The organism is Williamsia sp. Y853 (assembly GCF_056786495.1).
The window spans coordinates 205,914-232,098 of the sequence record NZ_JBXCJC010000002.1; the positions used below are offsets into that span (position 1 = coordinate 205,914).

The window sequence follows — 26,185 nt, forward strand, 5'->3', positions numbered from 1 at the left end:
GGATGGACCGCGCGCTCAAGCCGCTCATCGTCGCGATCGTCTGCGCGGTGGCCGCCGCCTGTGGCCTTTCGTCCGGCGGTGCCGTCCCACTCAAGATCGGCCCGGGTTCGATCACCGAGAACGAGGGTCTCAAAGGAGTTCAGATCACCGTGGGATCCAAGGAATACACCGAACAGGTGATCCTGGGATACATCCTCGAGTTCACCCTCGTTGCGGCCGGCGCAGATGTCCGGGACATGACCGGGATCGTGGGTTCACGCAGTACACGCGATGCACAGATCGCCGGTCAGGTCGACGTCGCCTACGAGTTCACCGGCAATGCCTGGATCAATTATCTCGGTCACGAAAAGCCGATTGCCGACACCCGGGAACAATTCGAGGCGGTGCGCGACGAGGACCTCGAAAAAAATGACATGGTATGGCTCGAGCCGGGCCCGATGGACGACACCTATGCCTTGGCCGCCAGCAAAAAGGTGATCGACGAAACCGGCGTGACGAACCTTTCCGAGTATGCCGAATTGGTCAAGCAGGATCCGGCCGCGGCCGCGACCTGCGTGGACACCGAGTTCCGGGCCCGCCAAGACGGATATCCGGGTATGGCCGCCGCGTACGGGTTCGACCCGGCGAAGGCCGACACCCCGATTCTTCAGGTCGGGATCATCTATCAGGCGACCTCGACCGGAACCCAATGCAAGTTCGGCGAGGTATTCACCACCGACGGTCGGATCGCCGGGCTCGGGTTGGTGGTCCTCACCGACGACAAACAGTTCTTCCCGCACTACAACCCGTCCGTGACGATGAAGGCGAGTTTTTTCGAGAAACACCCCGAGATCGCCGAGGTGACGGCCCCGGTCACCGCCGCCCTCACCAACGAGGTGATCACCGAACTCAACAAGCAGGTCGATGTCGACGGCAAGGATCCGGCAATCGTGGCACGGGACTGGATGATCTCCGAAGGCTTCATAACCAAGGGGTGACGGTCCGGAGGTGGCACCGACTTTCGATCAGGCTGCTCCTAAGGTTCCGACACTGCGGAGTTACCGCAAAACTGGAGTCATGAGCGTTCTGGTCGAATCTCCCGCCACCGGTTCCACCCTGTCGGCATCCCCAGCCCTGACGGTCACCAAACTCGGTGAACACCTTGGTGCCCGGGTGGATGGTGTCCGGCTGTCCGGCGACCTCGACGATGCAACAGTGCAGGCCATCCGGACCGTGATCGCCACCCACAAGGCGGTCATCTTCACCGGTCAGCACCATCTCGACGACATCTCGCAGTACGAGTTCGCATCATTGCTCGGTACGCCGACCAAGGCGCATCCGACTGTCCTGTCCCGGGGTGAAGACCTGCTCCCCCTCGAAGGTGCTGCCAATTCCTGGCACACCGACGTCTCGTTCGTCGACCGGATCCCCAAGATCTCCGTGCTGCGCGCCACCGTCCGCCCCACTTACGGCGGCGCCACCATATGGGCGTCCACGGTGGCCGCGTACGCCAACCTCCCGAGCCCGATGCGGGCGCTTGCCGACCAGCTGCGGACTGTTCACACCAACGACTACGACTACGCCGAGCACCTCACCGTCGGCGACAGCTCGGACCCGGCGTACCGCGAAGAGTTCGTCAAGACCGTCTTCGAGACGGAACACCCCGCCGTGCGGGTGCACCCCGAAACCGGTGAGCGGGCATTGACCCTCGGGCACTTCGTCAAGTCGTTCTCGGGCTTCAAGACCTCTGAAACCAGCGATCTGCTGCGGTTACTCCAGGCGCGGGTCGAACGTCCCGACAACACGTTTCGCTGGAACTGGAACTCCGGTGACGTCGCAATCTGGGACAACCGTTCCACTCAGCATTACGGCGTGGCCGACTTCGGTGACCAATTCCGGCGAGTCAATCGCGTGACGCTTGCCGGCGACATACCCATCGGTGTTCATCGGGATCGGTCGACGATCATAGAGGGTGATGCGACTGGATATTCGGTGGTCGAAACGCCGCGACCTCTGGTCGCATGGGAGCCGGCAAGCTCGGCGAGTATTCGCGGATTCGCCGAGTTCGGGTCGTTGAAGATCGATTGATTCGAGCTGCCCCTGAGCCACAAGTGGTTCGGTATCAACTTTCTCCTTTCTGCGTCACAGGATCTCTTCGCTGTTCTGCTGAATGCTTGAGTGAAGAAACCGAGCACTCACAGTCCGTGACGAGAACTCCGTCACCGGCAATCAATCCGGCGTCAGCATGCCACCGAGGACTCGGCGCAACACCGACTCGAACATGTCACCAGACTGGTCGGCGCCTGGATCCGAAAGATGGAGCGCTGCCGCAAGATACGGATGACCGCCGACCGCGGCGGTTTTGTGTATGTACATCACCTGAGAGATTCGGCGTTTCTGTCTCGCCGTTCCGCCACCGACCTCGGCGCGCGCAAACTGCTGGACAAGGGTGTTCAGCACAGCCACCACCTGCAACTTCACCATCCCCGATACGTCGACCGCAGCCATGGCCCGAAGTGCGTACTCGAGAAAGTCGATCCCCCGCGGCCCGATGCGCATCGCTTCGACCGGAACGTCAAGCAACCACGGGTATCTCACGTGAACGCCCTTCGCGCGGGCCGCGAGAGCGGTGAGGTCGTCGATTGCCTCGCCGCGCAACGGGACATCGAGGTCGATCTCACCGGCAGCAGCATCGACGATGAGGTCGAGCACGTCGTCATAGCCCGCCACGTACCGGTACAGAGCCGACTGACTCACCCCGAGTTTCTGCGCAATTCGGCGAGTGGAGACGGCCGATAATCCCCCCTCTTGCGCAAGTTCCATCGCTGCGGCAGCGACATCGTCGCGACTGTGCGTCGGCGCGGGCCCGCGTGTGCCGCACGAGCGTTCCCACACCGTCGTGTGCCGCTGCTCCGTCCCGGACCGTGTCACTCGTCTTCACCCTTCCACTCGCGGTTGTCGTCAGTAACTACACTAAAACTGCATTCAGTGAACGCAGTAAATGGGAGGTTCAAGATGACACTCAACAATCCATGGGGACCGCGGCGATGGGCTCAGAGCGGATCGGTACGTCTGGCATTCGATCAATACCGGCCCGAACTCGGCGGCACACCATTACTGATCGCCACCGGCTTGGGCGTCAACCGACACGCAGTTCCTGATGGATTCTGTGAACAACTGGCCGCACAGGGGTTCGCTGTCGTGCGCTACGACCAGCGCGACGGCGGCGAGTCCACCCATCTGCCGCCGACGGCCGTACGAAACCCCATCGCCGCGATCCTGACCAAACGCAGTGAGGGATACACCGCCGAAGACATGGCGGACGATGCAATTGCGGTAGTCGACGAACTCGGGTGGAGCACCGTGCACGTACTCGGAATCTCACTCGGCGGCGCTCTCGCGCAACGTGTCGCCCTCCGACACCCCGCCCGGGTGTGTTCCCTCACATCCATCGCGGCTGTCCCGGGCGATGTCACCGGGTTGCGAACATTCCGCTTCATCCGCTTGCGCACACTCTCCAAGTTCGCGCGCTTGAAATTCCCCGACAACCGAGAGGGCGCAATCGACGCCGGTCTGGCAGTCGCACGACTACTCGCCTCCCCGCGCCGAGAGTTCGACGAAGCGGCAATGCGCGCACAATTGGAAAGCAATCCCGACCCCGGGATTCACGACCAACAGGCACAGAGTCGACAGATCGGCGCCCGATGGAGTGGCCCCGCGATCACCGAGATCGCAAGTCCCACATTGGTCGTGCACGGCGAAGACGATCCTCTCATCAAAATTACTGCTGCGCATGCAATTTCGTCCAAAATACCCGGCTCGAGCACCCTTATCCTTCCCGAGGTCGGGCACGACTTACCCCCGCACGCATGGGCACCACTGGCCAAGGCAATCCGCGAACTCGCAGGCGAGAACACCAGAAAATAGGTCACCGAACAACGGATCCGTCCCGCACAGCGCGCCCGATCAGTCGGTTTCGAAAAGTTCAATTGGGCCGAATTGCCGCCGCACGGAGGCCCAAACAGGTCCCAACAGCTGTATCGTCCGGTGCGATGATCCGATTCACGACACGCGCCGCAGCCCTGTTGGCGGCGTCACTCCTTTTCACCGGCCTCGGCGGTCCGGCGCTGTCCGGGGCCACCCCCGTGACGATCACGCCGCCGATCGGAGCGCCCGCGCCCGAGACGGTGACCGACGCGTGCCCGTACCAGACCACACCGGTGCCCCCTGTCGATGAGTCCGAAGTGGTCTCCGACGGGTCCACCACACCCACGCCGCTACCGGTGCCCGACCCTCCGATCGGTGGCGAGAAACTCGGCGGCTGTGGGGTCGTGCTGGCAGACGGCGCTGCTCCGCCGCCCGCAGGTCTGACCGCGACCGGCTGGCTGATCGCCGATCTGACTGCCGGAACGGTGTTGGCCGCCAAGGACCCCCACGGGCGCTACCGGCCTGCCAGCACCATCAAGGTGCTCCTGTCGCTCGTGGTGCTCGACGAACTGGACCTCGACTCCACGGTCACCGGCACTACGGAAGACGACGAGGTCGAAGGCGATGCCGCCGGAGTCGGTCCCGGTGGCACCTATACGGTTCGCGACCTGATGACCGGACTGATCCTGGTCTCCGGCAACGACTGCGCGAACGCGCTCGCCCGCGAACTGGGTGGAACCGACGCCACCGTGGCGAAGATGAACGCGATGGCGGAGCGGCTCGGAGCACAGGACACCCGCGCCGCATCCCCGTCGGGCCTTGATGCCCCGGGTATGACCACGTCCCCGTACGACGAGGCCCTGATCTTCGGGGCAGCTCTGCAAAATCCTGACTTCGTCGAGATCTCGAAAGAAGATCAGGCCCACTTCCCCGGCTATCCGGGCATGCCAACCGAGACGTCCGAGAACGACGGACTTTCCACCGAAACCACCCCCGCGGCGGTACCGGCTGCGGATCTGGGAATCGATCTCTACAACATGAACCAATTGTTGTACGACTATGAGGGAACCATTGCAGGCAAGACCGGATACACCGACGATGCCCGCAAAACCTTTGTCGGAGCGGCAGAGCGCGATGGTCGGCAGATTCTCGTGGTTCAGATGTACGGACTCAACGACAGCCCCGGATCATTCTGGCGACAGGCCGAGGCGATGCTCGACTACGGCTTCGCCCAGTCGGCTGATCAGAACATCGGCGTGCTGGTCGACGGACCCGACGAGCTGGTGGAAGAACTCTCCGAATCAGACTCTCCCGGAACCGGAACCGGCGGTGACATCGCATCGGCCAGCGGTCTTCCATCCGATTCCACGTCGGGCACTGCCAAGCTGATCATCGGGCTGGTGGGCGCGCTGATCGTGGTGGCGCTGGTTTATGCCGGGCTGCGCTTGAACAAACGCTCCTGAATCATCCCGGGGCCGGAATGCCGGTGCCGTCAGCGTTTACGCCGCGCCGCCGCCGAAATACCCAACGCCGCAACCACACCGGCACCGACAGCAGCCACCGCGCCACGTCCGGACAATCCTTCGCGGACCACCACCCGCGGGCTGATGACCACCGGATCCGGTACCGGTGTCGGCTCGTACTTGCGGTTACGCGGATCAGTGGCCGCCCATGCGGTGGCGAACAGGATGATCCGGGTGGTGATGAAGGCAAAAACCATGATGCCCAGAATCGGTCCGAACGTGGCTCCGGCAGGGCCGCTCACCACGGACTTGAGGTAAAAGCTCGCCACCTGTTTGAAGATCTCGAACACCACGGCGGTGAGCAGTCCGGCCTTCCACGCGTTACGCAACGGTAGTGCCACCCGAGGTAATTTCGCGATCACCCAGGTGAACAGCAACCATGACGCCAGGATCGAAAGCACCACGGAGACCACCCGAACCCCCAACGACACACCTGGGAGGTCATCGACACTCAGCCATTCCAAGATCTGATGGACCAGACTGCTACTGGACAGCGCCGACAGCGAAAAGGTGACGATCATGGCCAAGAAGAGGCCGAGGAGGGCACCGAGATCGGACAACTTGGTCTTCACGATGCCAGGTGATTCGGGTTCTGAACCCCACTGCACGGTCAGCGCGTTCCGCAGGTTAGCCATCCACCCGAGGCCGGCATAGAGAGCGATCAGCAGACCCAGGACACCGATCGTGGCGCGCGAGTCGATGGCCTGGTCCATCAGATCGGTGAGCTGCTCACCCATGCTGCCGTCCGCGGAATCGGCGATCTTGTCCTTCGCCTTGTCGAGTAACTCCTCGTTGTTGGCGAACACGAAACCGGCGACGGCAAACCCGATCATCAACAGCGGGAACAGCGCAAAGACACTGAAGTACGTTGCCCCGGCGGCGAAATAGTCACCCTTGGAGCCCTGATACCGTGTCGCCGCCTCCATGAGGTGGTTGAACCATGGAAATCGTGCGCGCTGTTTGTCGAGGAACGATGGCTTGTCGGCCGCCCCGGGCGTTGTGATCACACCCGGTTTGTGTGCGTCCTGCCCTTGATCGGATGCCCGTAGCTTGAACTTTGAATCGGCGCGAGCCTGTGGCATGTCGTTCCCCATTCGGTGTGTCAGTCGAGCGGCACTGGAGCTACAAATCCCACCTTGTCATAGACCGTTGCCAACGTTCGCGAAGCCACTTCACGGGCCGTTTGCGCGCCCGCAGCCAGAATCTGATCGAGCTGAGCCGGATCCGCCAGCAGTTCGTCGAAACGGGCCCGCAACGGAGTCACGAACTCGGTCAACGCCTCGGCGGTGTCGACCTTGAGCTGGCCGTACCCCTGGCCGTCGTATCCGGCGACGAGGTCGTCAACCGACTTACCGCTCAGCGCCGACAGGATGGTCAGTAGGTTGCTCACACCCGGCTTCTCCACACGGTCGAAGACAATCTCCCGGCCGTTGTCGGTGACCGCCGAACGGAGCTTCTTCGCCGACCGTTTCGGATCGTCGAGCAGATTGATCAGACCGGCATCGGACTCGGCCGACTTGCTCATCTTCGCCGACGGGTTCTGCAGGTCATAGATCTTCGCGGTCTCGGTGACGATGTACGCCTCCGGAACGATGAACGTCTTGCCGAACCGAGAGTTGAACCGCTGGGCGAGATTTCGGGTCAGTTCCAGGTGCTGACGCTGGTCCTCGCCCACCGGCACCTGATCGACCTGGAAGGTGAGGATGTCGGCGGCCATCAGGATCGGGTAGGTGAACAATCCGACGCTCGCATGATCGGTGCCCTGCTTGGCCGACTTGTCCTTGAACTGGGTCATCCGGCCGGCCTCGCCGAAACCGGTGAGACACGAGAGCACCCAGGTCAATTGAGCGATCTGCGGCACATGCGACTGCAGGTAGATGGTCGAGCGGGCCGGATCGACACCGAGGGCCAGCAACTGGGCGACGCTGCGCCGCGAGCGATCCCGCAACGCTTTGGGGTCGTGTGCGGTGGTGATGGCGTGCATGTCCGGGATGAAGTAGAACGCCTGCTCGAACTCGTCCTGCAACCTCACCCACTGCTGGACCGCACCCAGGTAATTCCCGAGATGGAAGGAGTCACTGGTGGGCTGGATACCCGACAGGACTCTCTTGCGCCGGGCGGGCTTGGTTTCGGTTGCCGATTCACTCACAGACGAATTCTCTCATCCGGCCGCCACCGCATTTCACACACCGCACTTGGACCATCTGGCCCACTCGACCCTCAGGCGTACTCCACGGTGACCGGCGCATGGTCTGACCACCGCAGATCGTAGGCACCGGCGCGGTCGACCCACGACTTCGTCGCCGTGGCGGCCATCGTCTTGTTGGCGAGCTGATAGTCGATCCGCCAGCCCGAATCGTTGTCGAATGCCTTGCCACGCCAGCTCCACCACGAGTACGGCCCGGCAACCTCACCGGCGAGATCACGGGCGACGTCACGCCATCCGGTCTCCAGTACCCCGGCCACCCATGCGCGTTCTTCCGGCAGGAAGCCGGGGTTCTTCACGTTGCCCTTGGCGTTCTTCAGATCCAGGGCGGTGGGTGCGATGTTCCAGTCGCCGCCGACCACCACACCCCGGCGCTTCCGGCCGAGTGCGCCCAGGTGCGCTCCGAACTCGTCGAGAAAACGGAACTTCGCCTCGCGCTTGGGACCGTCACTCGCCCCCTTGGGCAGGTACAGGCTGGCCACGGTCAAGGTTCCGAAATCTGCCTCGATGTAGCGCCCGGTGTCGTCGAACTCATCGCTGCCGAAACCTTTGCGCACCTTGTCCGGCTTGGTGCGCGACAGGATCGCCACTCCTGAATGTCCCTTGACCGACGACTCGTGCAGGCTCAGGAACCAACCGTCGTCCAGCGCCGGGGCCAGCGCCTCGACGACCTGCTCCTCGGTGGCGCGGGTCTCCTGGAGCAAGACGTGGTCCGTGGTGGTCTCACGAAGCCACGGGATCAGCCCCAGATTGCGCTCGCTGCGGTGCTTCACCGCGGCGCGAATGCCGTTTACGTTGATCGTCGTCACGATTGTGGTCACGTCGGGCGAGCCTACGTGCGTCCTCTGACAGCAGATCGGCGGGCGTAGAGCAGCGCGAGTCCGAGGACCGCGAGTCCGGCAACGGCCAGTCCGGCGCCGAGCAGCGACGGCGCCCGGTATCCGTATCCGGCCGCGATCACCAGACCGCCCATCCACGCACCACCGGCGTTGGCGATGTTCAGTGCCGAGTGGTTCAGCGCCGCGGCAAGGGTCTGGGCGTCCTCGGCGACATCCATCAGCCGGATCTGCAGGGCCGGAGTGAGCGCAACCCCGGTCAGTCCGATGAAGAAAGTCAGGATCAGTGCGGCCCACGGATTGCTCGCCAGCAGCGCAAAAGCGGTGAGCGTCACCACGATGGAAACCAAGCTGATGAGTATCGCCCGCACCACACCACGATCGGCGAGGGCACCGCCGATGATGTTGCCCGCCACCATGCCAAGGCCGAACAGCATCAGGGCAAACGGCACAAACGATTCCGATACACCGGCGACGCTGGTCAGTGTGGTGCTGATGTACGTGTAGAACGCGAACATCCCACCGAAGCCGACGATTCCGATGAGGAGCGCAAACCATACCTGCGGCCGTTTCAACGCACCGAGTTCGGTCACCGGATTGGTCATCTTCATGTCGGACAGGGCAGGCAGGAATCTGAACAGTGCCGCGATCGTCAGCAAACCGATCACGGCCACCACCACAAACGCTGCCCGCCAGCCGAGTGCCCCACCGAGCCACGTCGCCGCAGGCACTCCGACGACGTTGGCAACGCTCAGACCGATCATCACCTGGCCCACGGCCTTTGCCCGGGACTCCGGACCCGCCAGATGGGCGGCCACGAGAGCGGCCACACCGAAGTAGGCGCCGTGTGGCAGCCCGGCGACAAAGCGGGCAGCCATCAACATGCCGTAGTTCTGGGCGAACACGGTGGCGAGATTGCCGATGGTGAAGGCGACCATCAACACGATCAGCAGGGCGCGTCGTGGCATTCGTGCGGTCAGTGCCGCGATCGTCGGAGCGCCGACCACCACTCCGAGTGCGTAGGCAGAGATCACGTGCCCGGCCGTCGGTTCGCTGGTTCCCAGCGAATCGGCGATATTCGGCAGCAGTCCCATCGCGACGAACTCGGTGGTCCCGATACCGAACGCGCCGAGCGACAACGCCAGAATGACCGTCCGTCTACTGCCGCGCACCTCCCCCGAGGATTCGGGGGCGACGGTGCTGACTGCAGACATGTTCGAACCTCTCGAAGACGATCAGGGGCGATCGGGGCGACGGCGACACTGCCGGGAGCTCGTTGCGGGGGTAACTACGGTGTCAACCGGCACAGGCCAGATGTCATTCCGGGATGGGACGTGAACTGACCCACAGAACGACAATCCGCCCCGAGACATCCGGGGCGGACTGTGATGCGATCGGCGCGGGGCCGGCCGCTCAGCCGGTCTTGATGGCCGCCTCCAGGTTCTCATCAAGTGCCCCAAGGAATTCCTCGGTGGTCTGGTACGCCTGGTCGCCGCCGACCAGGAGCGCAAGATCCTTGGTCATCTTGCCACTCTCGACCGTCTCGATGACAACGTCCTCGAGCTTCTGGGCGAACTCACGCACCTCGGGGGTGTTGTCGAGCTTGCCACGATGATCGAGACCGCGGGTCCACGCGAAGATCGACGCGATCGGGTTGGTCGAGGTCGGCTTGCCCTGCTGGTGCTGACGGAAATGCCGGGTGACGGTGCCGTGCGCGGCCTCCGCCTCGCAGACGCTGCCGTCCGGGGTCATCAGAACCGAGGTCATCAGACCCAGCGAACCGTAGCCCTGGGCCACGGTGTCCGACTGCACATCGCCGTCGTAGTTCTTGCAGGCCCAGACATATCCACCCTCCCACTTGAGGCTGGAGGCAACCATGTCGTCGATCAGCCGGTGCTCGTAATGGATTCCGGCAGCGTCGAATTCAGCCTTGAACTCGGTATCGAAGACATGCTGGAAAATGTCTTTGAACGCTCCGTCGTAGGCTTTGAGAATGGTGTTCTTGGTCGACAGGTACACCGGGTAGTTGCGCTGCAGACCGTAGTTCAGCGATGCCCGCGCGAAGTCTTCGATGGACTTGTTGAAGTTGTACATACCCATCACCACGCCGCCCTCTTCGGGCATCTGGACGATCTCGTGCTCGATCGGCGCGGAGCCGTCGTCCGGGGTGAACGTGATGGTGACCTTGCCCGCGGTGGCAACTTTGAAATCGGTCGCGCGGTACTGGTCGCCGAACGCGTGACGTCCGACGATGACCGGCTTGGTCCATCCCGGCACCAGTCGCGGGACGTTGGAGATGATGATCGGAGCGCGGAAGATCGTGCCGCCCAGAATGTTTCGGATGGTGCCGTTGGGCGAGCGCCACATCTTCTTCAGGCCGAACTCTTCGACACGAGCTTCGTCGGGGGTGATGGTGGCGCACTTCACGCCGACACCGTGTTTGAGGATGGCGTATGCCGAGTCGATGGTGACCTGGTCGTCGGTACGGTCACGTTCCTCGATGCCGAGGTCGTAATACTCCAGGTTCAGATCGAGGTACGGGTGGATCAGCTTCTCTTTGATGAACTGCCAGATGATCCGAGTCATCTCGTCGCCGTCCAGCTCTACGACCGTTCCTTCGACCTTGATCTTGCCCATATGGCTACGCGTCCTCCTCGACGATGTGTGCCCCGCTTTCGGACGCCGACTCGTGAGCTGGCGCGCCTGCACCCAAACATGTTCAACCTAGTCCGGCGGGCTGTTACCTCGCTCACCGGACAAAGTAAATATAACGGGCGTACTGCTTGCCAGCATACCCATCACCTGACGGGTCAGGGGCGTCAGCGCAGGGGCCGGATCACGAGGCGGTGGTGAGGTCCGCCGACATGTCAACGGCCATTGTCTCGGTCGCAGCAGGCGCTTCGACAGCAGGCAGATCAGGAGCGACCGGCTTCTGACCTGCCGTGGAATCAACGACGTCGGGGCCGTCGTCATCAGCACCCTGGTCCGCGTGGGAGGTTGCCGGACCGTTCCACACCGGTACGGAGGCGGGCACATCGGCTTCCGGCACAGCGGGATCCGACACAGCCGGCGGGGACACCTCGGGCGCCCGATGCCGACCAGGCCCCGGGATGACGTCGGCAGAGGCCTGCGGGCGATCAACGGACGACGCAGCGAGTGCCCTCCGAGAAGCACCGGCAAGGGCGGTGTCTGTGGCCGGGTCCCCCACGTCCGCCCTGCCCGCGGAGACCGCACCGAATGCCGCATCCGCCATGGCGCGCACCGTCGGTGCCGCGATGAACCCGAGATCCGGGTCACGGTGGTCGAGTACGGCATCGATCACCGCAACCCAGTCCCGAACGAAGTTCACCGGATATTTGACGATGCTGACCGCGCTCCCGAGAATCGCGGCCCACGCGGCCGGGTCACCGGACAGCGCGTCCCGGACCGTGTACAGGTCGGTCAGATACGCACCATGCCCGAGCTGCGGGAGCGCAGGCAGCAAGCCCATGATCGCGCGGGAGATCGGCCGGATGACCTCCGGTTCGGCATAGGGGAAATCCAGAATCACCGGGCGCAGCAGATTGGGCAGTCCGACCTGCGCCAGCACAGTGGTGAGTGAGGGATCGGCGGCGATGAAGATCACCGTGGCACCGTCGGGACCCTCGATGACGGTGATCCCGTCGGTGCCCACAGCCACCCCCGGGCCTGCCGTCATGATGTCGCCATAGTTGTGGTGCTTGACCCAGAAGCCCAGCAACGCGTCCAATGCCCCGATCGGATCTCGCCGCGGGTCGGGTATGTCACAGACCGGGTCACCATCGATGCAGACCGAATACACCGGCATGTCGCCGAAGTCGCCGTCGCGCGAACCATCGAGCATCGCACCCGGATACGCATTGATGAGGTTGACCTCGGCTCCGGCACCGTCGTTTGTGCCGCGTCGCCGAGGGTCGGAATAGAGCTCGCCCGACACTCCGACCGAGGTCACGCCGTCGGCCTTGCCTGCCGCGATGTCGGCCAGTACATCGCCTGCGATCCGGGCCCCCTGCGAATAGCCGGCGATGACGGCCGGGTTGCCCGGGCAGTTGGCCTGATAGGTCGCCACATCCTGGGTGAGCGCGGCTTGTCCGATGTCGATGTTCTCGTCGTAACTCTGTGCACCGAGTGGCCAGAAGGTCCCCGGATAGTCGACGCGTTTGATCACGTAGCCCCGGGCGCTGTAGCGGGTCTCCACCCCTATGGTGTGCAGGAAGTTCGGATCGTCGGTTCCGGCCACCACGAACACGACGCCGTCACCACAGTCGTACGCCTGCGCCTGGGCCGCGAGCCCTGGAGCACTCCCGAGGAAGGTCAACACGGGCAGCGCGACCGCAGCCGCTCCGGATGCCAGCGCCGCCACCCGTCGGCCGGCCGGTTTCGGAACAGCGCGATCAGGCTTCGTCCTCACACCCACAGCAGCCCCAGTTGTTTCGAATCACCGACGGCCTCAAGCATTTCGAGGCAGTTCACCAAAGTTACGGTGGACATTGACAATGGCCAATCGCATGAACGTAGTACAGGGGCATCCGGCTGGTGGCGAATCGCAGAATCTCCGTGCGCTGAACGCTTTTTTGAACAGGAACCGCGTGTTATATCCTTTTGGCCAGGTCCTGAGTGTCAGCGACAAGCCCCGGCTAGCTGACCGGCAACCCTCCAACCGCGGTGGGGTGCTCCGGGTGACGACCAGGTTGCGGTTCGCCGCGGCAAGCGCGGGGTCCGAAAGGTCGGACCCTCTAATTGGATGTCTACCGACCATGAAAGAGAAGTCCTACATGTCTGACACCGACGTCAATCCGGCTGACAACTGGAGCTTTGAAACCAAACAGGTCCATGTTGGCCAGAGCCCTGATTCGGCAACCTCTGCCCGTGCCCTGCCGATTTACCAGACAACGTCGTACACGTTCCGCGACACCGAGCACGCCGCCAACCTCTTCGGTCTGGCCGAGCCCGGCAACATCTACACGCGCATCATGAACCCCACCCAGGACGCCGTCGAGCAGCGAATCGCAGCCCTCGAAGGTGGCGTGGCGGCTCTGCTCGTCGCGTCGGGTCAGGCCGCCGAGACCTACTCGATCCTGAACATCGTCGAAAACGGCGGTCACGTGGTGTCGAGCCCGCGACTGTACGGCGGTACGTACAACCTCTTCCACTACACGCTGCCCAAGCTCGGAATCCAGGTCAGCTTCGTCGAAGATCCCGAAGACCTCGACAGCTGGCGCGCGGCCATCCAGCCCAACACCCGGGCGCTGTTCGGTGAGACGATCTCGAACCCGAACAACGAGATCCTCGATCTCCCCGGCATCTCCGCCGTCGCCCACGAGGCCGGCCTGCCATTGATCGTCGACAACACCGTCGCCACCCCGTACCTGATCAACCCGCTGGAGCACGGCGCCGACATCGTGGTGCATTCGGCCACGAAATACCTTGGTGGACATGGCACCGCGATCGGCGGCGTGATCGTCGACGGCGGCACCTTCGATTGGCGGGGCCAGCGTGACGGTGTAGACCTGTTCCCCGGATTCACCACCCCGGACCCGAGCTACCACGGTGCGATCTTTGCCGACCTCGGTGCTCCGGCCTACGCCCTCAAGGCCCGCGTGCAGTGGTTGCGCGACACCGGTGCCGCCATCTCGCCGTTCAACGCGTTCCTCATCGCCCAGGGCCTGGAAACACTCAGCCTGCGGATCGAACGCCACGTGTCGAACGCCCAGGCGGTGGCCAAGTACCTGGAAGAGCACCCGCAGGTGGAGTCGGTGGCCTACGCCGGACTCGAATCCTCGCGCTGGTACAAGCGAGGCCAGGAATTGGCTCCGCGCGGCCAGGGCGCGATCATCGGCTTCGAGATCGTCGGCGGCGTGGACGCGGGCAAGAAGTTCGTCGACGCACTGGTCCTGCACAGCCATGTCGCCAACATCGGTGATGTGCGCTCGCTGGTCATCCATCCCGCCTCGACCACCCACTCCCAGCTGATCGCTGAAGAGCAGCTGGCCGCAGGCGTGACCCCCGGCCTGGTCCGGTTGGCTGTCGGCATCGAGAACGTCGTCGACATCCTCGCCGACCTCGATGCAGGCTTCGCTGCGGCCAAGTGAGGTGAGTATCGACCCGCACACGCCACCACGAATCCATCCGGACTGGGAATCCCTGCCCGATGGGCAGCTGACCAGTGTGCCGGTCGGCCCGATTTCGCTGGACAACGGTGGACAGATCGAGAATGTGACCCTGGCGTTTCAGCGCTGGGGCACACTCTCGCCCACCCGCGACAACGTAGTTCTGGCTCTGCATGCCCTGACCGGCGACTCCCACGCAACCGGACCCGCCGGTCCCGATCAGCCCGCCCCCGGTTGGTGGGACGGGCTGATCGGTCCGGGCGCCGCAGTCGACACCGACGAGTGGTGTGTCGTCTCGGCGAATGTCCTCGGTGGATGCGGCGGTTCCACCGGCCCTGCATCACTGGATTCCGACGGGCAGGTGTGGGGTTCACGGTTCCCCAACATCACCGTGCTCGATCAGGTCCGCGCCGAGGTCGCATTGCTCGACGCGCTGCAGATCGATACCGTCGCAGCCGTCATCGGCGGCTCGATGGGTGGCGCCCGCGCGCTGGAATGGGTCATCGGTTACCCGGAGCGAGTGCGGAGCGGCTTGATCCTGGCCGTGGGCGCTCGCGCATCAGCCGACCAAATCGGTACGCAGACAACACAAATTGCGGCAATCAAGGCCGATGCCAACTGGCAGAACGGCGACTATCACGGCACCGGTCGTACCCCCACGTCAGGTCTCGGCATTGCCCGCCGCATCGCGCACATGTACTACCGCAGCGAACCCGAACTCGACCAGAGGTTCGCCAACCTCCCTCAGGGACAAGAAGATCCGCTACACGGCGGCCGCTACGCGGTGCAGAGCTACCTCGAGCACCAGGCCGACAAGCTTGTCCGCCGGTTCGATCCGGGTAGCTACGTGGTGCTGTCCGAGGTGCTCAACAACCACGACGTCGGACGCGGACGCGGTGGCATCGAAGCCGCCCTGCGGAGCTGCCACGTACCCGTCGTGGTCGGTGGCATCGACTCCGACAGGTTGTATCCCCTGCGTCAGCAGATCGAGTTGGCCGAACTCATGTCCGGCTGCGTCGACGGATTGCACGTGGTGCATTCCGCCAATGGCCACGACGGATTCCTGACCGAGTTCGAAGCGGTCTCAGACCTTCTCAAGAAGACTCTCGTCCTCGCGCGTGGCTGATACCGCCACCTGACCGGCCGGCCCACGTGGCAGTCGGTCAGGTGCGGCAGCACCGGAAAATCGTCAGGCTGCCGGCGGCGACGTCGGCACCGTACCTGACGCCGGATCGTCGGACCGCGGTGAAACCGTTGGGGCAACGAGCGCAGGCGCGGACGGTGCCGGCGACTGCGTGCCCTCTTGCGGCTGAGCGGGTTCAGCCTCCGGGATCGGATCGGGCGTCGTTGATTCCGGCGGCGGAGGAGTCGACGGAGACGATGGAGACGACGGAGACGACGGGGACGACAGGTCGAGATTGGGCGGCCACGTGATGCTCGGCAACGGGAACGGGATCAGGGACGGGCTCAGGGTTCTCGTCGGCGGATCCGAAAAAGAAACCGGCGGCGGCAATTCGGTTGTCACCCAACCAGGTTCGGGGTTTCCATCGACAACCGGTGGTGCCATATCCCACGTGGTCTCGGTCGGTTTCGGCGTCAGCGTGGAGGTCACCTGCGCGTTGGTCGTGGTGGTCGTTGTCTCCGGTGGAGCTTCAGCGATTGCGGATGGCACCGTCGGAGCCTCCGTGGACTTGATCGGTGTCGACGGGTTGCCTGCGAGCGATGATCCGACCGCATACACGGTCATCAACGCTCCCGCGAGCAACGCGCCGAACATGGCCAGCGGCGCCGCCGACAACCAGTCCCGGCTACGCCGTCCACCGATGAAGGCAAGCCCGGCAGGCCGGGTGCTCGCGGCGGCAAGGCGGGCGGCACCGGTCGCCGCAACCGATTCCGGGCCGTCCGGAAGCACCGCCTCGACACCGGCCTCGTCGGTGATGAGGTCGCGGACCAGTGGAATGTTGGCAATGCCACCGATGAGCACGATGGCCTCTGGGCGGGAGGCCGCCGTGTAGTCGAAGACGGCAGCAGCCGCCGCCTGCGCCATCGGCCGGATGAGACCTTCGAACGATGATCGGGTCAGGGTGCCGGTATCCGACGCGCCACCGATCATCAGCGAGGTCGACTCACTCACGGACAGTTCTTCTTTCGCGGTCCGGCATGCGCTCAGCACCGTGGACCTGCGACGTCCGCGCAGGCGACCGATGATGGTGTGGTCCTGCATCAGCAGAGCATCGAGCGCAGCGCCCGAAATCGCCTCGCTCCGTTGCAGGTCACTGATCCGTCCGGTCGCCGGATCGAGTGTGTACATGCTCATCCCGGTGTCGCCCAGATCCACGACGACCACCGATGCGAAGCGGCTGATCTCGCCGGTTGATCCCAATTGGTGCGCCACAGCCTCTGTTTCGGCGATCAACTGGATCTGCCGCTTGACACCGGTACCACGAGAAGCAATTTCGCGAGCGTGCTCATCGGTGCGATACGCAACGCCGATCGGCCCGACCTTGCTCCCGCGGTCCTGCGCGGTACCCAGCATCAGATCGATGCCGGAGTTCACGCGGCCAGCGCGGGTCAGACCATCGGTGAGGTCGACGTCGATGACGCGGTTGATCGAACTCTGGCGACCATTGTCATCGGTCGACAGCAGGACACAGTGGATCATTCCACTGCCTGCGGACAAACCCAGTGACGTACTCATGGTCCTCATTCCGATCGCTATCTCTCGGTTGGGGCCCAGATGATGCCGACTTCACACCCCTGATCCATTCACTGCCGTTGTTGGACAGTCCCCCTGCCGCCATTGTCTGAGGCCGCACTTTTACGTTTCGGCACGACCAAAGTCAACAGACAATTACAGCAACGGAACCATTGTAATCAATCTGTGCCCAAAGGGTCGATCGAGGTCGCCAACCAGAGGATGGCGACACCGACAAACACCATCGACGACACGTCCGCCACACGTCCGCGAACCTCGAGGAGACCGGCGCGGGATGTCGGCAATATCGCCCGGAGAAGCGCCGCCAGCAAGGCGGCCGAACCGAGCACGAAGGTCCCTCGACGCCAGCGGTCGAAGATCAAGAAGATCGCGGCGACCACGATCAGCGCCATGACAGCGATGAAAGGTATCTGGACCAGCACCGACCGCAACTGCCGGACGCGATGGAGGCGACGAGCACGCGCACGCCGTGCGCCGGTTGCTGCCCCCTCGCCCGCGGCCGACCTGCTGCTCATATTCGGGTCAGCTCCGCGACAATGCGGATTCGGCGCGCTCGACGACATTGGCCATCAGGAACGCGCGGGTGAGCGGTCCGACACCACCGGGGTTGGGTGAGACATATCCGGCGACATCCCACACTGCGGGGTCCACGTCGCCGACCAAACCTGCATCCGTTCGACTGACACCGACATCGATGACCGCGGCTCCGGGCTTGACCATGTCGGCGGTGATGAGGCCTGCTACGCCGGCAGCGGCGATCACGATGTCGGCGCGCGAGACCTCGGCGGCAAGGTCCGCGGTGCCGGTGTGACACAGAGTGACAGTGGCGTTCTCGGTCCGGCGGGTGAACAACAGCCCGATCGGACGTCCTACCGTCACACCGCGGCCGACAACAACCACATGGGATCCGGCGATCGGCACGTCGTACCGTCGCAGCAGATGCAGGATGCCGCGCGGGGTGCACGGCAGCGGAGCATCGGACGAGGTCCCGGAGCTGTCCAGCACGAGCCGGCCCAGGTTGATCGGATGCAGTCCGTCGGCATCCTTGGCCGGGTCGATGCGTTCCAACGCCGCGTTCTCGTCGAGATGCTTGGGCAGTGGCAGCTGGACGATGTATCCGGTGCAGGCCGGATCGGCGTTCAGCTCGTCGATGACCGCGTTGAGTTGCTCGGTGGTGATGTCGGCGGGCAGATCCCTGCGGATCGATGCGATGCCGAGTTTGGCGCAATCGTTGTGCTTGCCACGCACATAGGCGTGGGAGCCGGGGTCCTCACCGACCAGCACCGTACCGAGACCGGGAACGATCCCGGCGGCGCGGAGCTTGTCCACCCTCTCTTTCAGGTCGACAAAAACTTCATCACGGGTGGCTTTTCCGTCCAACACAGCTGCACTCACGACACCCATCATTTCAGGTCGCGGCCACAGGTTGTGCAGGCCATGGATCTAGCGGATGTCGAAGCACGCAATTTTCGATGATCCGATACCCGAGATCCACACTTTTTCGCCGGCCTCGACAACTCCGGTGCTCTGACCGAAACCCGGGACATGTGCCCGATGATCTGCGACAACACGACCACTGGGCAACTCGATCTCGAGCAGCCACAGCGGGGACACCGGCTCCGGTAGGAAACGATCCGGCACCCGCCAGATCAACCTCCGCAACCATGGATGTCCGGCAAGCAGCTCCAGCGGCCGGCTCCGCATACCCGCCATCGCCAGCCACATGCGCTGTCCGTCCCGACTCAACGACGCGTTGTCCGGATATCCGGGAAGCCGATCGATGAGCATCGACTGCTCCCCCGTCGCAGGATCGTAGGACCGCACCCGGTGGTCACCGGTTTCAGCGATGAACAGGACCCCGGAGTGCGCGACGATCCCGTTGGCGAACTGCAGGTCGTCCAGAACGACGGTGGCGGTCGACCGCAGATCGTCATCGAGGTCCACCCGGATCAGCCGCCCGGTCGCCGAGTGCTCGATGATGTCGGCTTTGTAATGCTCGTAACCGAATCGCGTGGTGGACTGACTCACATAGAGCACCCGCGGCCGCGGATCGATGCCACCGGTGTGCTCGGTCACGATCACGTTGGAACAGAACGTCAGCCGTTGACCGTCCACCTCGTCGAGGATCGTCTCGATCACGTGGGTGTCGAGGTCCATCTGCAGTAGTCCACGTTCGCTGTCACAGATGAGCAGTCGCCTGCCAAGCACTTCCATGCCGAGTGGGCGCCCGCCCGTGGTGGCAACCACCTGCCAGTGCCCGGTGTCGGGATCGATGCAGATGATGTCGCCACCGATCGCCCCCGTCCAGATCCGCCCACGGCCGTCGACGACCACATCTTCGGGTGAGTCGGATTCGACATCGATGACGGTGATCTCGGGTTCCTGCGGCTCCGGCCAGCCATCGGTCGTGGCAGGGGTCGACGTCCAACGCACCGGAGAGATCGATGGCTTGCTCAGGTCAGCCTCCGATGTCGAGTCCGTGTGCTGCCGCGAATTCCATCGCCTGACCGTGGTCGACGAGTGAACCGGTGACCTTGGCCTGCAGCCAGAGCATCGGATCTATTCTCGCACCACGCAGATTCGCCTGACCGAGTTTTGTCCCGATCGCGCGGACACCCGACAGATCCGACCCGGCCAGGTCGGCGCCGGTGAGGTTCGAGTCCGCCAGGTTGGCCTCCCGCATCCGGCAACCCCGCAGCACCACACCTGAGAGGTCCAGACCGCCGATCGACGTGAGTGAGAGATCGCAGTCGATGATCTTCATCGGCCGGACCCGCGAGTTGGTGATGACCGACCCCAGCAGACTGCAGTCCGTCATCTCGACCTTGTTCAGGTGCGTGCGTTCGAAATGGCAGTTCCGGAATGCGCTCGAGGAGTGTTTCGAGAATCCGAGGTTGGCGCCGGTGAAGTCACAATCGGTGAACGTCACTGCACGAGTGGACAACTCACTCAGGTCGGCTTCGATAAAACTACAGCTGACAAACTCGCGGTCCTCCCAGGTCTCCCCGGAGAAGTCGGCATAGTCGAACTGTTCACCCTGTGCCACATCAGTCATGCCCCATGTCTACACGGGCACTTCCCTCCACCCAAACGAGCCAGGAATACGACGACGAGCCACACATATTTGTGGCTCGTCTGCGCAAAGGCGGCTCGTTTGCGACACCCATCGGTGGGGTCGAAGCGCCGGTACGGCAAGCTTGGCGAGTGTTCAGAATGCTATTTCACGAACCATGTATCCCACCCAACACCGGCAATGCGATCAGGTTGGCTGCCAACACCGGCTGCGAACTCCACCTGGTCGAACCACTCGGTTTCGACCTGTCCGAGCCGAAAGTCAAACGAGCCGGACTCGACTACCACGACATGGCGACGGTGAGTGTTCATTCCGATCTGCTGGCGGCATGGGGCGCACTGGCACCCAAGCGGGTGTACGCCTTCACCGCCCATGCGGACACGTTCTACACCGACATCAAATATCAGGCCGGCGACGTCCTGCTGTTCGGCCCGGAACCCACCGGACTATCCGCCGAGGTCCTGGCAGATCCACACATCACCGAAACCGTCCGCATCCCGATGCTGCCCGGACGACGCTCCCTCAATCTGGCCAACGCCGCGAGCATCGTGATCTACGAAGCCTGGCGTCAACACGGATTCCCCGGCGCCGTCTGAGTTGGAGCCCCAGCCGGCAGCGATCAGTCGATGGGCAAACCGCGCATGACAAATCTGCGCAGCATGGCGGACGTCGGCTCGGCGATCATGAGTTCGGCGTTGTCGGCCTCGAAAGGCGCGGTGACCGTCAGCTGTAGTTCGCCACCGGGCAGGATGTCCGCGGTGTAACCACATTTGTCACGGGCCCATTGCATGCTCAGGCCACCGTCCACGGTGGCGGACGGTGTGGACTCGGTCCAGTACGAGCTGCTCAGACCGTCCCAGTACGACTCGAAGAACGCCTTGGCCTGGGCCGTCGGTGCCAGCGAGCCTGCCCCTTTCCAACCGTCCTCCAATTCCCACAGATCCTTGATGTGGGAGTCGATGACCTGCTTGGCGTTCGCCTGGTCGTCTCCCGACGCTTGCTTGTCGAGATTGCTCGAATACGTGCTTCTCGTGGTCATATACCGAGGTTAGGCTCTTTCCGGCCGCCGGGTGGTTCCCGTGCCCGCGGTGGCCGACGGCACCGGGTCCAAACAGCCTGTTCAGCCATCGCAAGCAGCAGCGCACCACCGCTTTCACACTATGAAGTTGTCAATCTTCGTGCGCGGTCCCGGCCGAAGCCGGGTGCGACAGGGGAAGCCAGTTGCGTCAGAGTCAGGCAGCAAGGGTGAGTGTTCGCCTGTTGTAAGCAGGCAGCGGTCTTCGCTGCGGGTCGATGTCGGCCGGTGGGATGAGCCAGGGGTGGCCGTCTGATCCCATGATCACGTCCCAGTCGGTGTGGTGGACCGCCATATGGCAGGTCCGGCACAGCAGGCACCCGTTCTCCAGTGTGGTGGCGCCGCCGTCGGCGAAGTGCACGAGGTGGTGGCAGTCCGTCCAGGTCACCGACGCCCCGCACTTCACACAACACTTATCTCGAACGATGATCGCTTTACGCACGAGTCCGGTGAACAGGCGTTTCGGTGGACTGATATCGATGGGCACGTCCTGCCCGTCCAAGGTGACCGACGTGATCGTCGAATCGCAGGCAACGCTGCGGCGGTGGCCTCGGTGACCGGACCCATCCACGGCAGGGACGCCGCGTGCGGATGGTCGGCGGGCACGGTGACCATCACCTCGGTCCGCGGCGCCGACACCAGCGTTTGCCCACCACCACCGCAATCGAGCAGCTGGTGCAATGCGTCGGCGACGTTGCGAGAGTGTGCGCGGATCGTCCGAGCCGTCGGGTGCAACAACTTAGCCGTTGTCGACCCCGCGGTGCGGGCGATGCCGGACTCGTCGATCACCGCTGCGCACACCGTGAGCTGATGCTCGGTCGCATTGCGTAGGGTGATCAGATCTTTTGTCATCCCCAGCGCCACGTGGGGATCGTCGGGTAGCACCAGGTCGACCAGGGAATCGACCATATCGAGAAGCCGCACCACAGAACACCTCCGGGCATGAAGCAACAGGAAAGTTGATCAATTCTCTTGGGAAGAGGATTTGTTCGTCAGTAGTCTCTGCGATCAACTGACTCCAGCCTAGCGGATCGAACACGTGTTCGCAAGGTCAATTGTCTCCAATTATGTTTTGCTGCAACATCTTTCGATAGCAATACGAAGCAACTTAGGGCGGCGCCTCAAACAACGATTTTGAATCGTTTGACGCGTGAAGCGGCACCACCGACCAGCGACACGCAGCTTTTCGCGACGCCGAAATGCTTGGCCAGCAACGCCGCGACAGCCGCATTCGCTTTGCCTTCGGTGGCCGGTTCCCGGACGAACACCGTGAGCGCACCGGCCTCGTCGGTTTCGATCAACGGGCCCTTACGACTGTTCGGCTTCACCGTGACCACCACCAGTTTTTCCACGACTTCAGGTTATTACGCCATGATCAACGACGGGTTTTCAGCACACTCGACGGATCAGGCCCAATCCCGTGACCGGGAGGCGACCCGAAGGTCCATGCGCTGCATACGTTCTGCCACCACGGTCACCGCACCTTCGGCATTCTGTACCCGGCCCCGGATCAGCAGGGCAGGCGACGACTGGGCCAACTTGCGGTACTTGGCCCACAAACCCACCGAGCAGACCACGTTGACCATGCCGGTTTCGTCCTCGAGATTGACGAAGGTCACCCCGGAGGCGGTGGCAGGCCGCTGCCGATGTGTCACCGCTCCCCCGACCAGCACCCGGGAACCATCGGGTACCGACAACAGATCGGCAGCCGCGACCACACCGAGCTCCTTGAGCTGGGGCCGGATGAACTCGGTGGGATAGCTTCCGGGGCTGACACCGGTGGCCCACACATCCGAGGCGGCCATCTCCACATCACTCATCCCCGGCAGCGCCGGTGACCCGTTGACCTCGTGCAATGCCAGCCGATCCGATTTCTCCGCAGCGGCCGCCCCGGCATCCCACAACGCCTGACGGCGGCTGGTCCCAAAACACTCCAGCGCCCCCGCCGTGGCCAGCGACTCCAACTGCCGGGTGCTCACCTCACAGCGACGGGACAGATCCGCAGCACCGTTGAACGGTCCCCCGGCCTCCCGCTGCGCCACGATCTTCTCGGCCAGATCGATGCCGATGTTGCGCACCGCCCCCAGTCCGAGCCGGACATCGAGGCCGCCGTTCTCCAGGTCCGCATAGGGCTTCGAGACGTTGATGTCCGGTCCGTGCACCCTGACCCCATGCCTGCGGGCATCGGCAACCAGCGACTGCGGCGAGTAGAAGCCCATCGGCTGAGCCTTCAGCAGTGCCGCGCAGAAGGCTGCCGGGTGGTGCAGCTTGAGCCACGACGAATAGAAGACCAGGGAGGCGAAACTCTGCGAATGGCTCTCGGGGAAACCGAAATTGGCAAAGGCAGCCATCTTCTCGAAGATGCGATCGGCCACCTCCCCGGTGATCCCGTGTAGGTCTTCCATGCCCTGGTAGAACCGGCTGCGCAGTCGATCCATCTTCTCCGGTGATCGTTTCGACCCCATCGCCCGCCGCAGCTGATCGGCCTCGGCGGCGCTGAAGCCGGCAACATCGACCGCCAACTGCATGAGTTGTTCCTGGAACAGCGGTACCCCGAGGGTCCGCTTGAGTGCCTGCTCCATCGAGGGATGCTCACTAGTCGGTTCTTCCAGACCATTGCGACGACGAATGTAGGGATGCACCGACCCACCCTGGATCGGACCCGGCCGGATCAGCGCCACCTCGACCACCAGATCGTAGAACGTGCGGGGTTTGAGCCGTGGCAGTGTGGCCATCTGAGCTCTCGACTCCACCTGGAACACCCCGACGGTGTCGGCGCGGCAGAGCATGTCGTACACCGCCTTTTCGGTGAGGTCGATCTTTGCCAGGTCGACGTGGATGTCGCGATGCTCGGCCAGGAAGTCGATGGCGTAATGGATGGCCGAGAGCATGCCAAGACCCAGCAGGTCGAACTTCACCAGACCGATTGCGGCACAATCATCTTTGTCCCACTGCAGCACACTACGACCGGGCATCCGCGCCCATTCGGTGGGACACACGTCGGCGATCGGTCGATCGCAGATGACCATGCCACCGGAGTGGATGCCCAGATGCCTTGGCATGCCGTTGATCTGCTCGGCCAGATCGAGCACGTCGTCGGGGATGTCGGTCTCGACAGATTGGGCAGCGCCATACCGGTGCACCTGCTTGCTCCAGGCATCCTGCTGACCCACCGAGTATCCGAGGGCACGAGCCATGTCGCGTACCGACGACTTACCGCGGTAGGTGATCACATTCGCCACCTGGGCCGCGTTCTGCCTGCCGTAGCGCCGGTAGACGTACTGGATGGCCTCTTCGCGCCGATCCGATTCGATGTCGACATCGATGTCCGGTGGGCCGTCCCGGGCCGGGGACAGGAACCGCTCGAACAGCAAGCCGTTGCTCACCGCATCCACGGCGGTGACACCGAGGGCATAACAGACCGCCGAGTTCGCGGCGCTACCTCGACCCTGACACAGGATGTTGTTGGCACGACAGAACGAGACGATGTCGTGCACCACCAGGAAGTAACCCGGGAAGCCCAGTGAGTCAATAACATTCAGTTCGTGTTCGATCTGCTGGTACGCCTTGGGATGCTCCTGCGGGGTGCCATACCGCTCCACTGCCCCCCGCGCGGTGAGCTCACGCAACCACGAACTCTCCGTATACCCTTGCGGCACATCAAAAGGCGGCAGCTGCGGCGCGATCAGATGCAGCCCGAATGCCAGGTCCTTGGCCAGCATGACGGCATTGTCGAGGGACTCCGGATGTGCGGCGAGCAACCGCGCCATCTCATCCCCGCTGCGCAGATGCGCGCCACCGAGTGGACCGAGCCACCCGTCCATCTCGTCGAGGCTGCGCCGCGCCCGCACCGCAGCCATCGCCATCGCCAGACGCCGACGCTCCGGCGCCGCGAAGTGCGCGCCCGTGGTCGCGATGGTCTGTACCCGATTCCGGTGGGCGATCTGCGCGAGGGCGGCATTGCGCTCATCGTCTTCGGGAACACCGTGGGCGGTCAGTTCCATCACCACGTTGTCGCGGCCGAACCTGCCAACCAGATCACGCAGCGCCTTCTCGGCAGCCGAGGGACCACCCGCCTCCAGTGCGCGACGCACGTCGCCCTTACGGCAACCGGTCAGGATCAGCCAATGTCCTTGCGCCGCCTGTGCCAGCGTGTCGATGTCGAAGCGCAGCAAGCCCTTCTCCCCGGCCGCCATGTGTCCGTCGGCCAGTTGACGCGACAGGCGGCGGTACCCCTCCTGCCCCCGGGCCAGGACGAGCAGGTGAGAACCACTCGGATCGGCGATCCCGGTCCGCGACGAGTCGTGTTCCAGTGACAACTCGGATCCGAAGATGGTGGGCAGTTCCCATTCCCGGGCGGCCTCGGCAAACCGCACCACCCCGTAGAAGCCGTTGTGATCGGTGATCGCCAGCGCCTCGAGTCCCAGCCGGTAGGCCTCCTGCGCCATCTCTTCCGGACTACTGGCACCGTCGAGAAAACTGTACGAGGTATGGGCATGCAATTCGGCATACGGAGTGGCAGAAACACCCCTGCTGAGCGCTCCGGCCTCATAGGGTTCGCGTTTGCGGGACCAGGCCGGACTATCACTGCCATCACCGGCAAATGTCTCACCGGACCGGCCACCGTCGGACGGTCGACCGGACAGTACGCGCTCCATCTCCGACCAGGTCGGAGGGCCATTGTGCCAGCCCATAACCCATGGTATCGAACATAGTTTCGAT

Annotated in this window: 24 protein-coding genes and 1 riboswitch; of the genes, 7 read left to right on the forward strand and 17 right to left on the reverse strand. The window is 63.6% G+C overall.

Features of this window, described 5'->3' with window-relative positions; genetic code table 11:
* The first annotated feature begins 2 nt into the window (after nucleotides 1–2).
* Together AC1TPF_RS12950 and AC1TPF_RS12955 are read left to right on the forward strand one after the other, a co-directional pair.
* Nucleotides 3–977 carry a glycine betaine ABC transporter substrate-binding protein gene (locus AC1TPF_RS12950; protein WP_482144704.1) on the forward strand — a complete coding sequence of 325 codons (975 nt, stop codon included), beginning with the start codon at nucleotides 3–5 and terminating at the stop codon, nucleotides 975–977.
* Nucleotides 978–1,056: 79 nt separating this feature from the next.
* On the forward strand, nucleotides 1,057–2,067 hold the full coding sequence (locus tag AC1TPF_RS12955) for a TauD/TfdA dioxygenase family protein (protein ID WP_482144296.1): 1,011 nt from the start codon (nucleotides 1,057–1,059) through the stop codon (nucleotides 2,065–2,067).
* A gap of 141 nt (nucleotides 2,068–2,208) precedes the next feature.
* Here the strand turns inward: AC1TPF_RS12955 and AC1TPF_RS12960 are convergent, their stop codons facing one another.
* Nucleotides 2,209–2,802, reverse strand: coding sequence for a TetR/AcrR family transcriptional regulator (locus AC1TPF_RS12960; RefSeq protein WP_482144705.1), 594 nt, complete (start codon nucleotides 2,800–2,802; stop codon nucleotides 2,209–2,211).
* Nucleotides 2,803–2,994: 192 nt separating this feature from the next.
* On the opposite strand from AC1TPF_RS12960, the gene AC1TPF_RS12965 reads away from it, so the two are divergent.
* Entirely contained in the window at nucleotides 2,995–3,906 is a 912-nt protein-coding gene (locus AC1TPF_RS12965; protein WP_482144298.1) for an alpha/beta fold hydrolase, read from the forward strand.
* 125 nt (nucleotides 3,907–4,031) lie between these two features.
* On the forward strand, nucleotides 4,032–5,369 hold the full coding sequence (locus tag AC1TPF_RS12970) for a D-alanyl-D-alanine carboxypeptidase family protein (protein WP_482144299.1): 1,338 nt from the start codon (nucleotides 4,032–4,034) through the stop codon (nucleotides 5,367–5,369).
* A gap of 29 nt (nucleotides 5,370–5,398) precedes the next feature.
* Here AC1TPF_RS12970 and yhjD read toward each other — a convergent pair whose 3' ends face one another.
* The 6 genes from yhjD to AC1TPF_RS13000 all read right to left on the reverse strand — a co-directional run bounded on the left by yhjD (nucleotide 5,399) and on the right by AC1TPF_RS13000 (nucleotide 12,900).
* On the reverse strand, nucleotides 5,399–6,433 hold the full coding sequence (gene yhjD, locus AC1TPF_RS12975; RefSeq protein ID WP_482144706.1) for an inner membrane protein YhjD: 1,035 nt from the start codon (nucleotides 6,431–6,433) through the stop codon (nucleotides 5,399–5,401).
* A 98-nt stretch (nucleotides 6,434–6,531) separates the two neighbouring features.
* A complete protein-coding gene (gene trpS / locus AC1TPF_RS12980; RefSeq protein ID WP_482138402.1) occupies nucleotides 6,532–7,578 on the reverse strand; it encodes a tryptophan--tRNA ligase in 1,047 nt (348 codons plus the stop codon).
* Nucleotides 7,579–7,649: 71 nt separating this feature from the next.
* Nucleotides 7,650–8,456 carry an exodeoxyribonuclease III gene (locus tag AC1TPF_RS12985; protein ID WP_482144301.1) on the reverse strand — a complete coding sequence of 269 codons (807 nt, stop codon included), beginning with the start codon at nucleotides 8,454–8,456 and terminating at the stop codon, nucleotides 7,650–7,652.
* An 11-nt stretch (nucleotides 8,457–8,467) separates the two neighbouring features.
* A complete protein-coding gene (locus AC1TPF_RS12990; RefSeq protein WP_482144303.1) occupies nucleotides 8,468–9,685 on the reverse strand; it encodes an MFS transporter in 1,218 nt (405 codons plus the stop codon).
* A 199-nt stretch (nucleotides 9,686–9,884) separates the two neighbouring features.
* Nucleotides 9,885–11,108 (reverse strand): NADP-dependent isocitrate dehydrogenase, encoded by a 1,224-nt coding sequence (locus tag AC1TPF_RS12995; RefSeq protein ID WP_482138396.1) that lies wholly within the window; start codon nucleotides 11,106–11,108, stop codon nucleotides 9,885–9,887.
* Between the two features lie 199 nt (nucleotides 11,109–11,307).
* Nucleotides 11,308–12,900: a cutinase family protein gene (locus AC1TPF_RS13000; protein WP_482144304.1), complete on the reverse strand. Its 1,593-nt coding sequence runs from the start codon at nucleotides 12,898–12,900 to the stop codon at nucleotides 11,308–11,310.
* Nucleotides 12,901–13,098: 198 nt separating this feature from the next.
* Nucleotides 13,099–13,208, forward strand: a riboswitch (SAM riboswitch).
* Between the two features lie 56 nt (nucleotides 13,209–13,264).
* Between AC1TPF_RS13000 and AC1TPF_RS13005 the strand changes: the two genes are divergently transcribed.
* Both AC1TPF_RS13005 and metX read left to right on the forward strand, forming a co-directional pair.
* Entirely contained in the window at nucleotides 13,265–14,581 is a 1,317-nt protein-coding gene (locus AC1TPF_RS13005) for a bifunctional o-acetylhomoserine/o-acetylserine sulfhydrylase (RefSeq protein WP_482144306.1), read from the forward strand.
* Entirely contained in the window at nucleotides 14,556–15,725 is a 1,170-nt protein-coding gene (gene metX, locus AC1TPF_RS13010) for a homoserine O-acetyltransferase MetX (protein ID WP_482144307.1), read from the forward strand. Before AC1TPF_RS13005 ends, metX begins: the two co-directional genes overlap by 26 nt.
* A gap of 63 nt (nucleotides 15,726–15,788) precedes the next feature.
* Here metX and AC1TPF_RS13015 read toward each other — a convergent pair whose 3' ends face one another.
* From AC1TPF_RS13015 to AC1TPF_RS13035, 5 genes are all read right to left on the reverse strand, one after another.
* Complete coding sequence (locus AC1TPF_RS13015; RefSeq protein ID WP_482144309.1) at nucleotides 15,789–17,297, reverse strand: Hsp70 family protein; 1,509 nt, start codon at nucleotides 17,295–17,297, stop codon at nucleotides 15,789–15,791.
* A 176-nt stretch (nucleotides 17,298–17,473) separates the two neighbouring features.
* Nucleotides 17,474–17,830: a DUF3017 domain-containing protein gene (locus AC1TPF_RS13020; protein ID WP_482144311.1), complete on the reverse strand. Its 357-nt coding sequence runs from the start codon at nucleotides 17,828–17,830 to the stop codon at nucleotides 17,474–17,476.
* A gap of 7 nt (nucleotides 17,831–17,837) precedes the next feature.
* Nucleotides 17,838–18,710, reverse strand: a complete 873-nt coding sequence (locus AC1TPF_RS13025) for a bifunctional methylenetetrahydrofolate dehydrogenase/methenyltetrahydrofolate cyclohydrolase (protein ID WP_482138385.1) — start codon at nucleotides 18,708–18,710, stop codon at nucleotides 17,838–17,840.
* 48 nt (nucleotides 18,711–18,758) lie between these two features.
* Nucleotides 18,759–19,748 (reverse strand): SMP-30/gluconolactonase/LRE family protein, encoded by a 990-nt coding sequence (locus AC1TPF_RS13030; protein WP_482144313.1) that lies wholly within the window; start codon nucleotides 19,746–19,748, stop codon nucleotides 18,759–18,761.
* Nucleotides 19,749–19,773: 25 nt separating this feature from the next.
* A complete protein-coding gene (locus tag AC1TPF_RS13035) occupies nucleotides 19,774–20,370 on the reverse strand; it encodes a pentapeptide repeat-containing protein (RefSeq protein ID WP_482138382.1) in 597 nt (198 codons plus the stop codon).
* Nucleotides 20,371–20,519: 149 nt separating this feature from the next.
* Between AC1TPF_RS13035 and AC1TPF_RS13040 the strand changes: the two genes are divergently transcribed.
* Nucleotides 20,520–20,984: a tRNA (cytidine(34)-2'-O)-methyltransferase gene (locus AC1TPF_RS13040; RefSeq protein WP_482138380.1), complete on the forward strand. Its 465-nt coding sequence runs from the start codon at nucleotides 20,520–20,522 to the stop codon at nucleotides 20,982–20,984.
* A 23-nt stretch (nucleotides 20,985–21,007) separates the two neighbouring features.
* Here AC1TPF_RS13040 and AC1TPF_RS13045 read toward each other — a convergent pair whose 3' ends face one another.
* From AC1TPF_RS13045 to AC1TPF_RS13065, 5 genes are all read right to left on the reverse strand, one after another.
* A complete protein-coding gene (locus tag AC1TPF_RS13045; RefSeq protein ID WP_482138378.1) occupies nucleotides 21,008–21,427 on the reverse strand; it encodes a hypothetical protein in 420 nt (139 codons plus the stop codon).
* Nucleotides 21,428–21,620: 193 nt separating this feature from the next.
* Entirely contained in the window at nucleotides 21,621–21,851 is a 231-nt protein-coding gene (locus tag AC1TPF_RS13050) for an HNH endonuclease (RefSeq protein ID WP_482144315.1), read from the reverse strand.
* Between the two features lie 14 nt (nucleotides 21,852–21,865).
* Nucleotides 21,866–22,387 carry a hypothetical protein gene (locus tag AC1TPF_RS13055; protein ID WP_482144317.1) on the reverse strand — a complete coding sequence of 174 codons (522 nt, stop codon included), beginning with the start codon at nucleotides 22,385–22,387 and terminating at the stop codon, nucleotides 21,866–21,868.
* Nucleotides 22,388–22,584: 197 nt separating this feature from the next.
* Nucleotides 22,585–22,815 (reverse strand): DUF167 domain-containing protein, encoded by a 231-nt coding sequence (locus AC1TPF_RS13060; protein ID WP_482138373.1) that lies wholly within the window; start codon nucleotides 22,813–22,815, stop codon nucleotides 22,585–22,587.
* A 54-nt stretch (nucleotides 22,816–22,869) separates the two neighbouring features.
* Nucleotides 22,870–26,157, reverse strand: a complete 3,288-nt coding sequence (locus AC1TPF_RS13065; protein WP_482138371.1) for an error-prone DNA polymerase — start codon at nucleotides 26,155–26,157, stop codon at nucleotides 22,870–22,872.
* Nucleotides 26,158–26,185 lie beyond the last annotated feature (28 nt).

Bases quoted from the DNA above. Each gene is read 5' to 3' on its own strand.
- AC1TPF_RS12950 (WP_482144704.1), top strand. From the start codon at position 3: ATGGACCGCGCGCTCAAGCCGCTCATCGTCGCGATCGTCTGCGCGGTG.
- AC1TPF_RS13015 (WP_482144309.1), bottom strand. From the start codon at position 17,297: ATGAGTACGTCACTGGGTTTGTCCGCAGGCAGTGGAATGATCCACTGT.
- AC1TPF_RS13020 (WP_482144311.1), bottom strand. From the start codon at position 17,830: ATGAGCAGCAGGTCGGCCGCGGGCGAGGGGGCAGCAACCGGCGCACGG.
- AC1TPF_RS12995 (WP_482138396.1), bottom strand. From the start codon at position 11,108: ATGGGCAAGATCAAGGTCGAAGGAACGGTCGTAGAGCTGGACGGCGAC.
- AC1TPF_RS13065 (WP_482138371.1), bottom strand. From the start codon at position 26,157: ATGGGCTGGCACAATGGCCCTCCGACCTGGTCGGAGATGGAGCGCGTA.
- AC1TPF_RS13035 (WP_482138382.1), bottom strand. From the start codon at position 20,370: ATGACTGATGTGGCACAGGGTGAACAGTTCGACTATGCCGACTTCTCC.
- AC1TPF_RS13045 (WP_482138378.1), bottom strand. From the start codon at position 21,427: ATGACCACGAGAAGCACGTATTCGAGCAATCTCGACAAGCAAGCGTCG.
- AC1TPF_RS13005 (WP_482144306.1), top strand. From the start codon at position 13,265: ATGTCTGACACCGACGTCAATCCGGCTGACAACTGGAGCTTTGAAACC.
- AC1TPF_RS12955 (WP_482144296.1), top strand. From the start codon at position 1,057: ATGAGCGTTCTGGTCGAATCTCCCGCCACCGGTTCCACCCTGTCGGCA.
- AC1TPF_RS12960 (WP_482144705.1), bottom strand. From the start codon at position 2,802: ATGGAACTTGCGCAAGAGGGGGGATTATCGGCCGTCTCCACTCGCCGA.
- AC1TPF_RS12970 (WP_482144299.1), top strand. From the start codon at position 4,032: ATGATCCGATTCACGACACGCGCCGCAGCCCTGTTGGCGGCGTCACTC.
- AC1TPF_RS12965 (WP_482144298.1), top strand. From the start codon at position 2,995: ATGACACTCAACAATCCATGGGGACCGCGGCGATGGGCTCAGAGCGGA.
- metX (WP_482144307.1), top strand. From the start codon at position 14,556: ATGCAGGCTTCGCTGCGGCCAAGTGAGGTGAGTATCGACCCGCACACG.
- AC1TPF_RS12990 (WP_482144303.1), bottom strand. From the start codon at position 9,685: ATGTCTGCAGTCAGCACCGTCGCCCCCGAATCCTCGGGGGAGGTGCGC.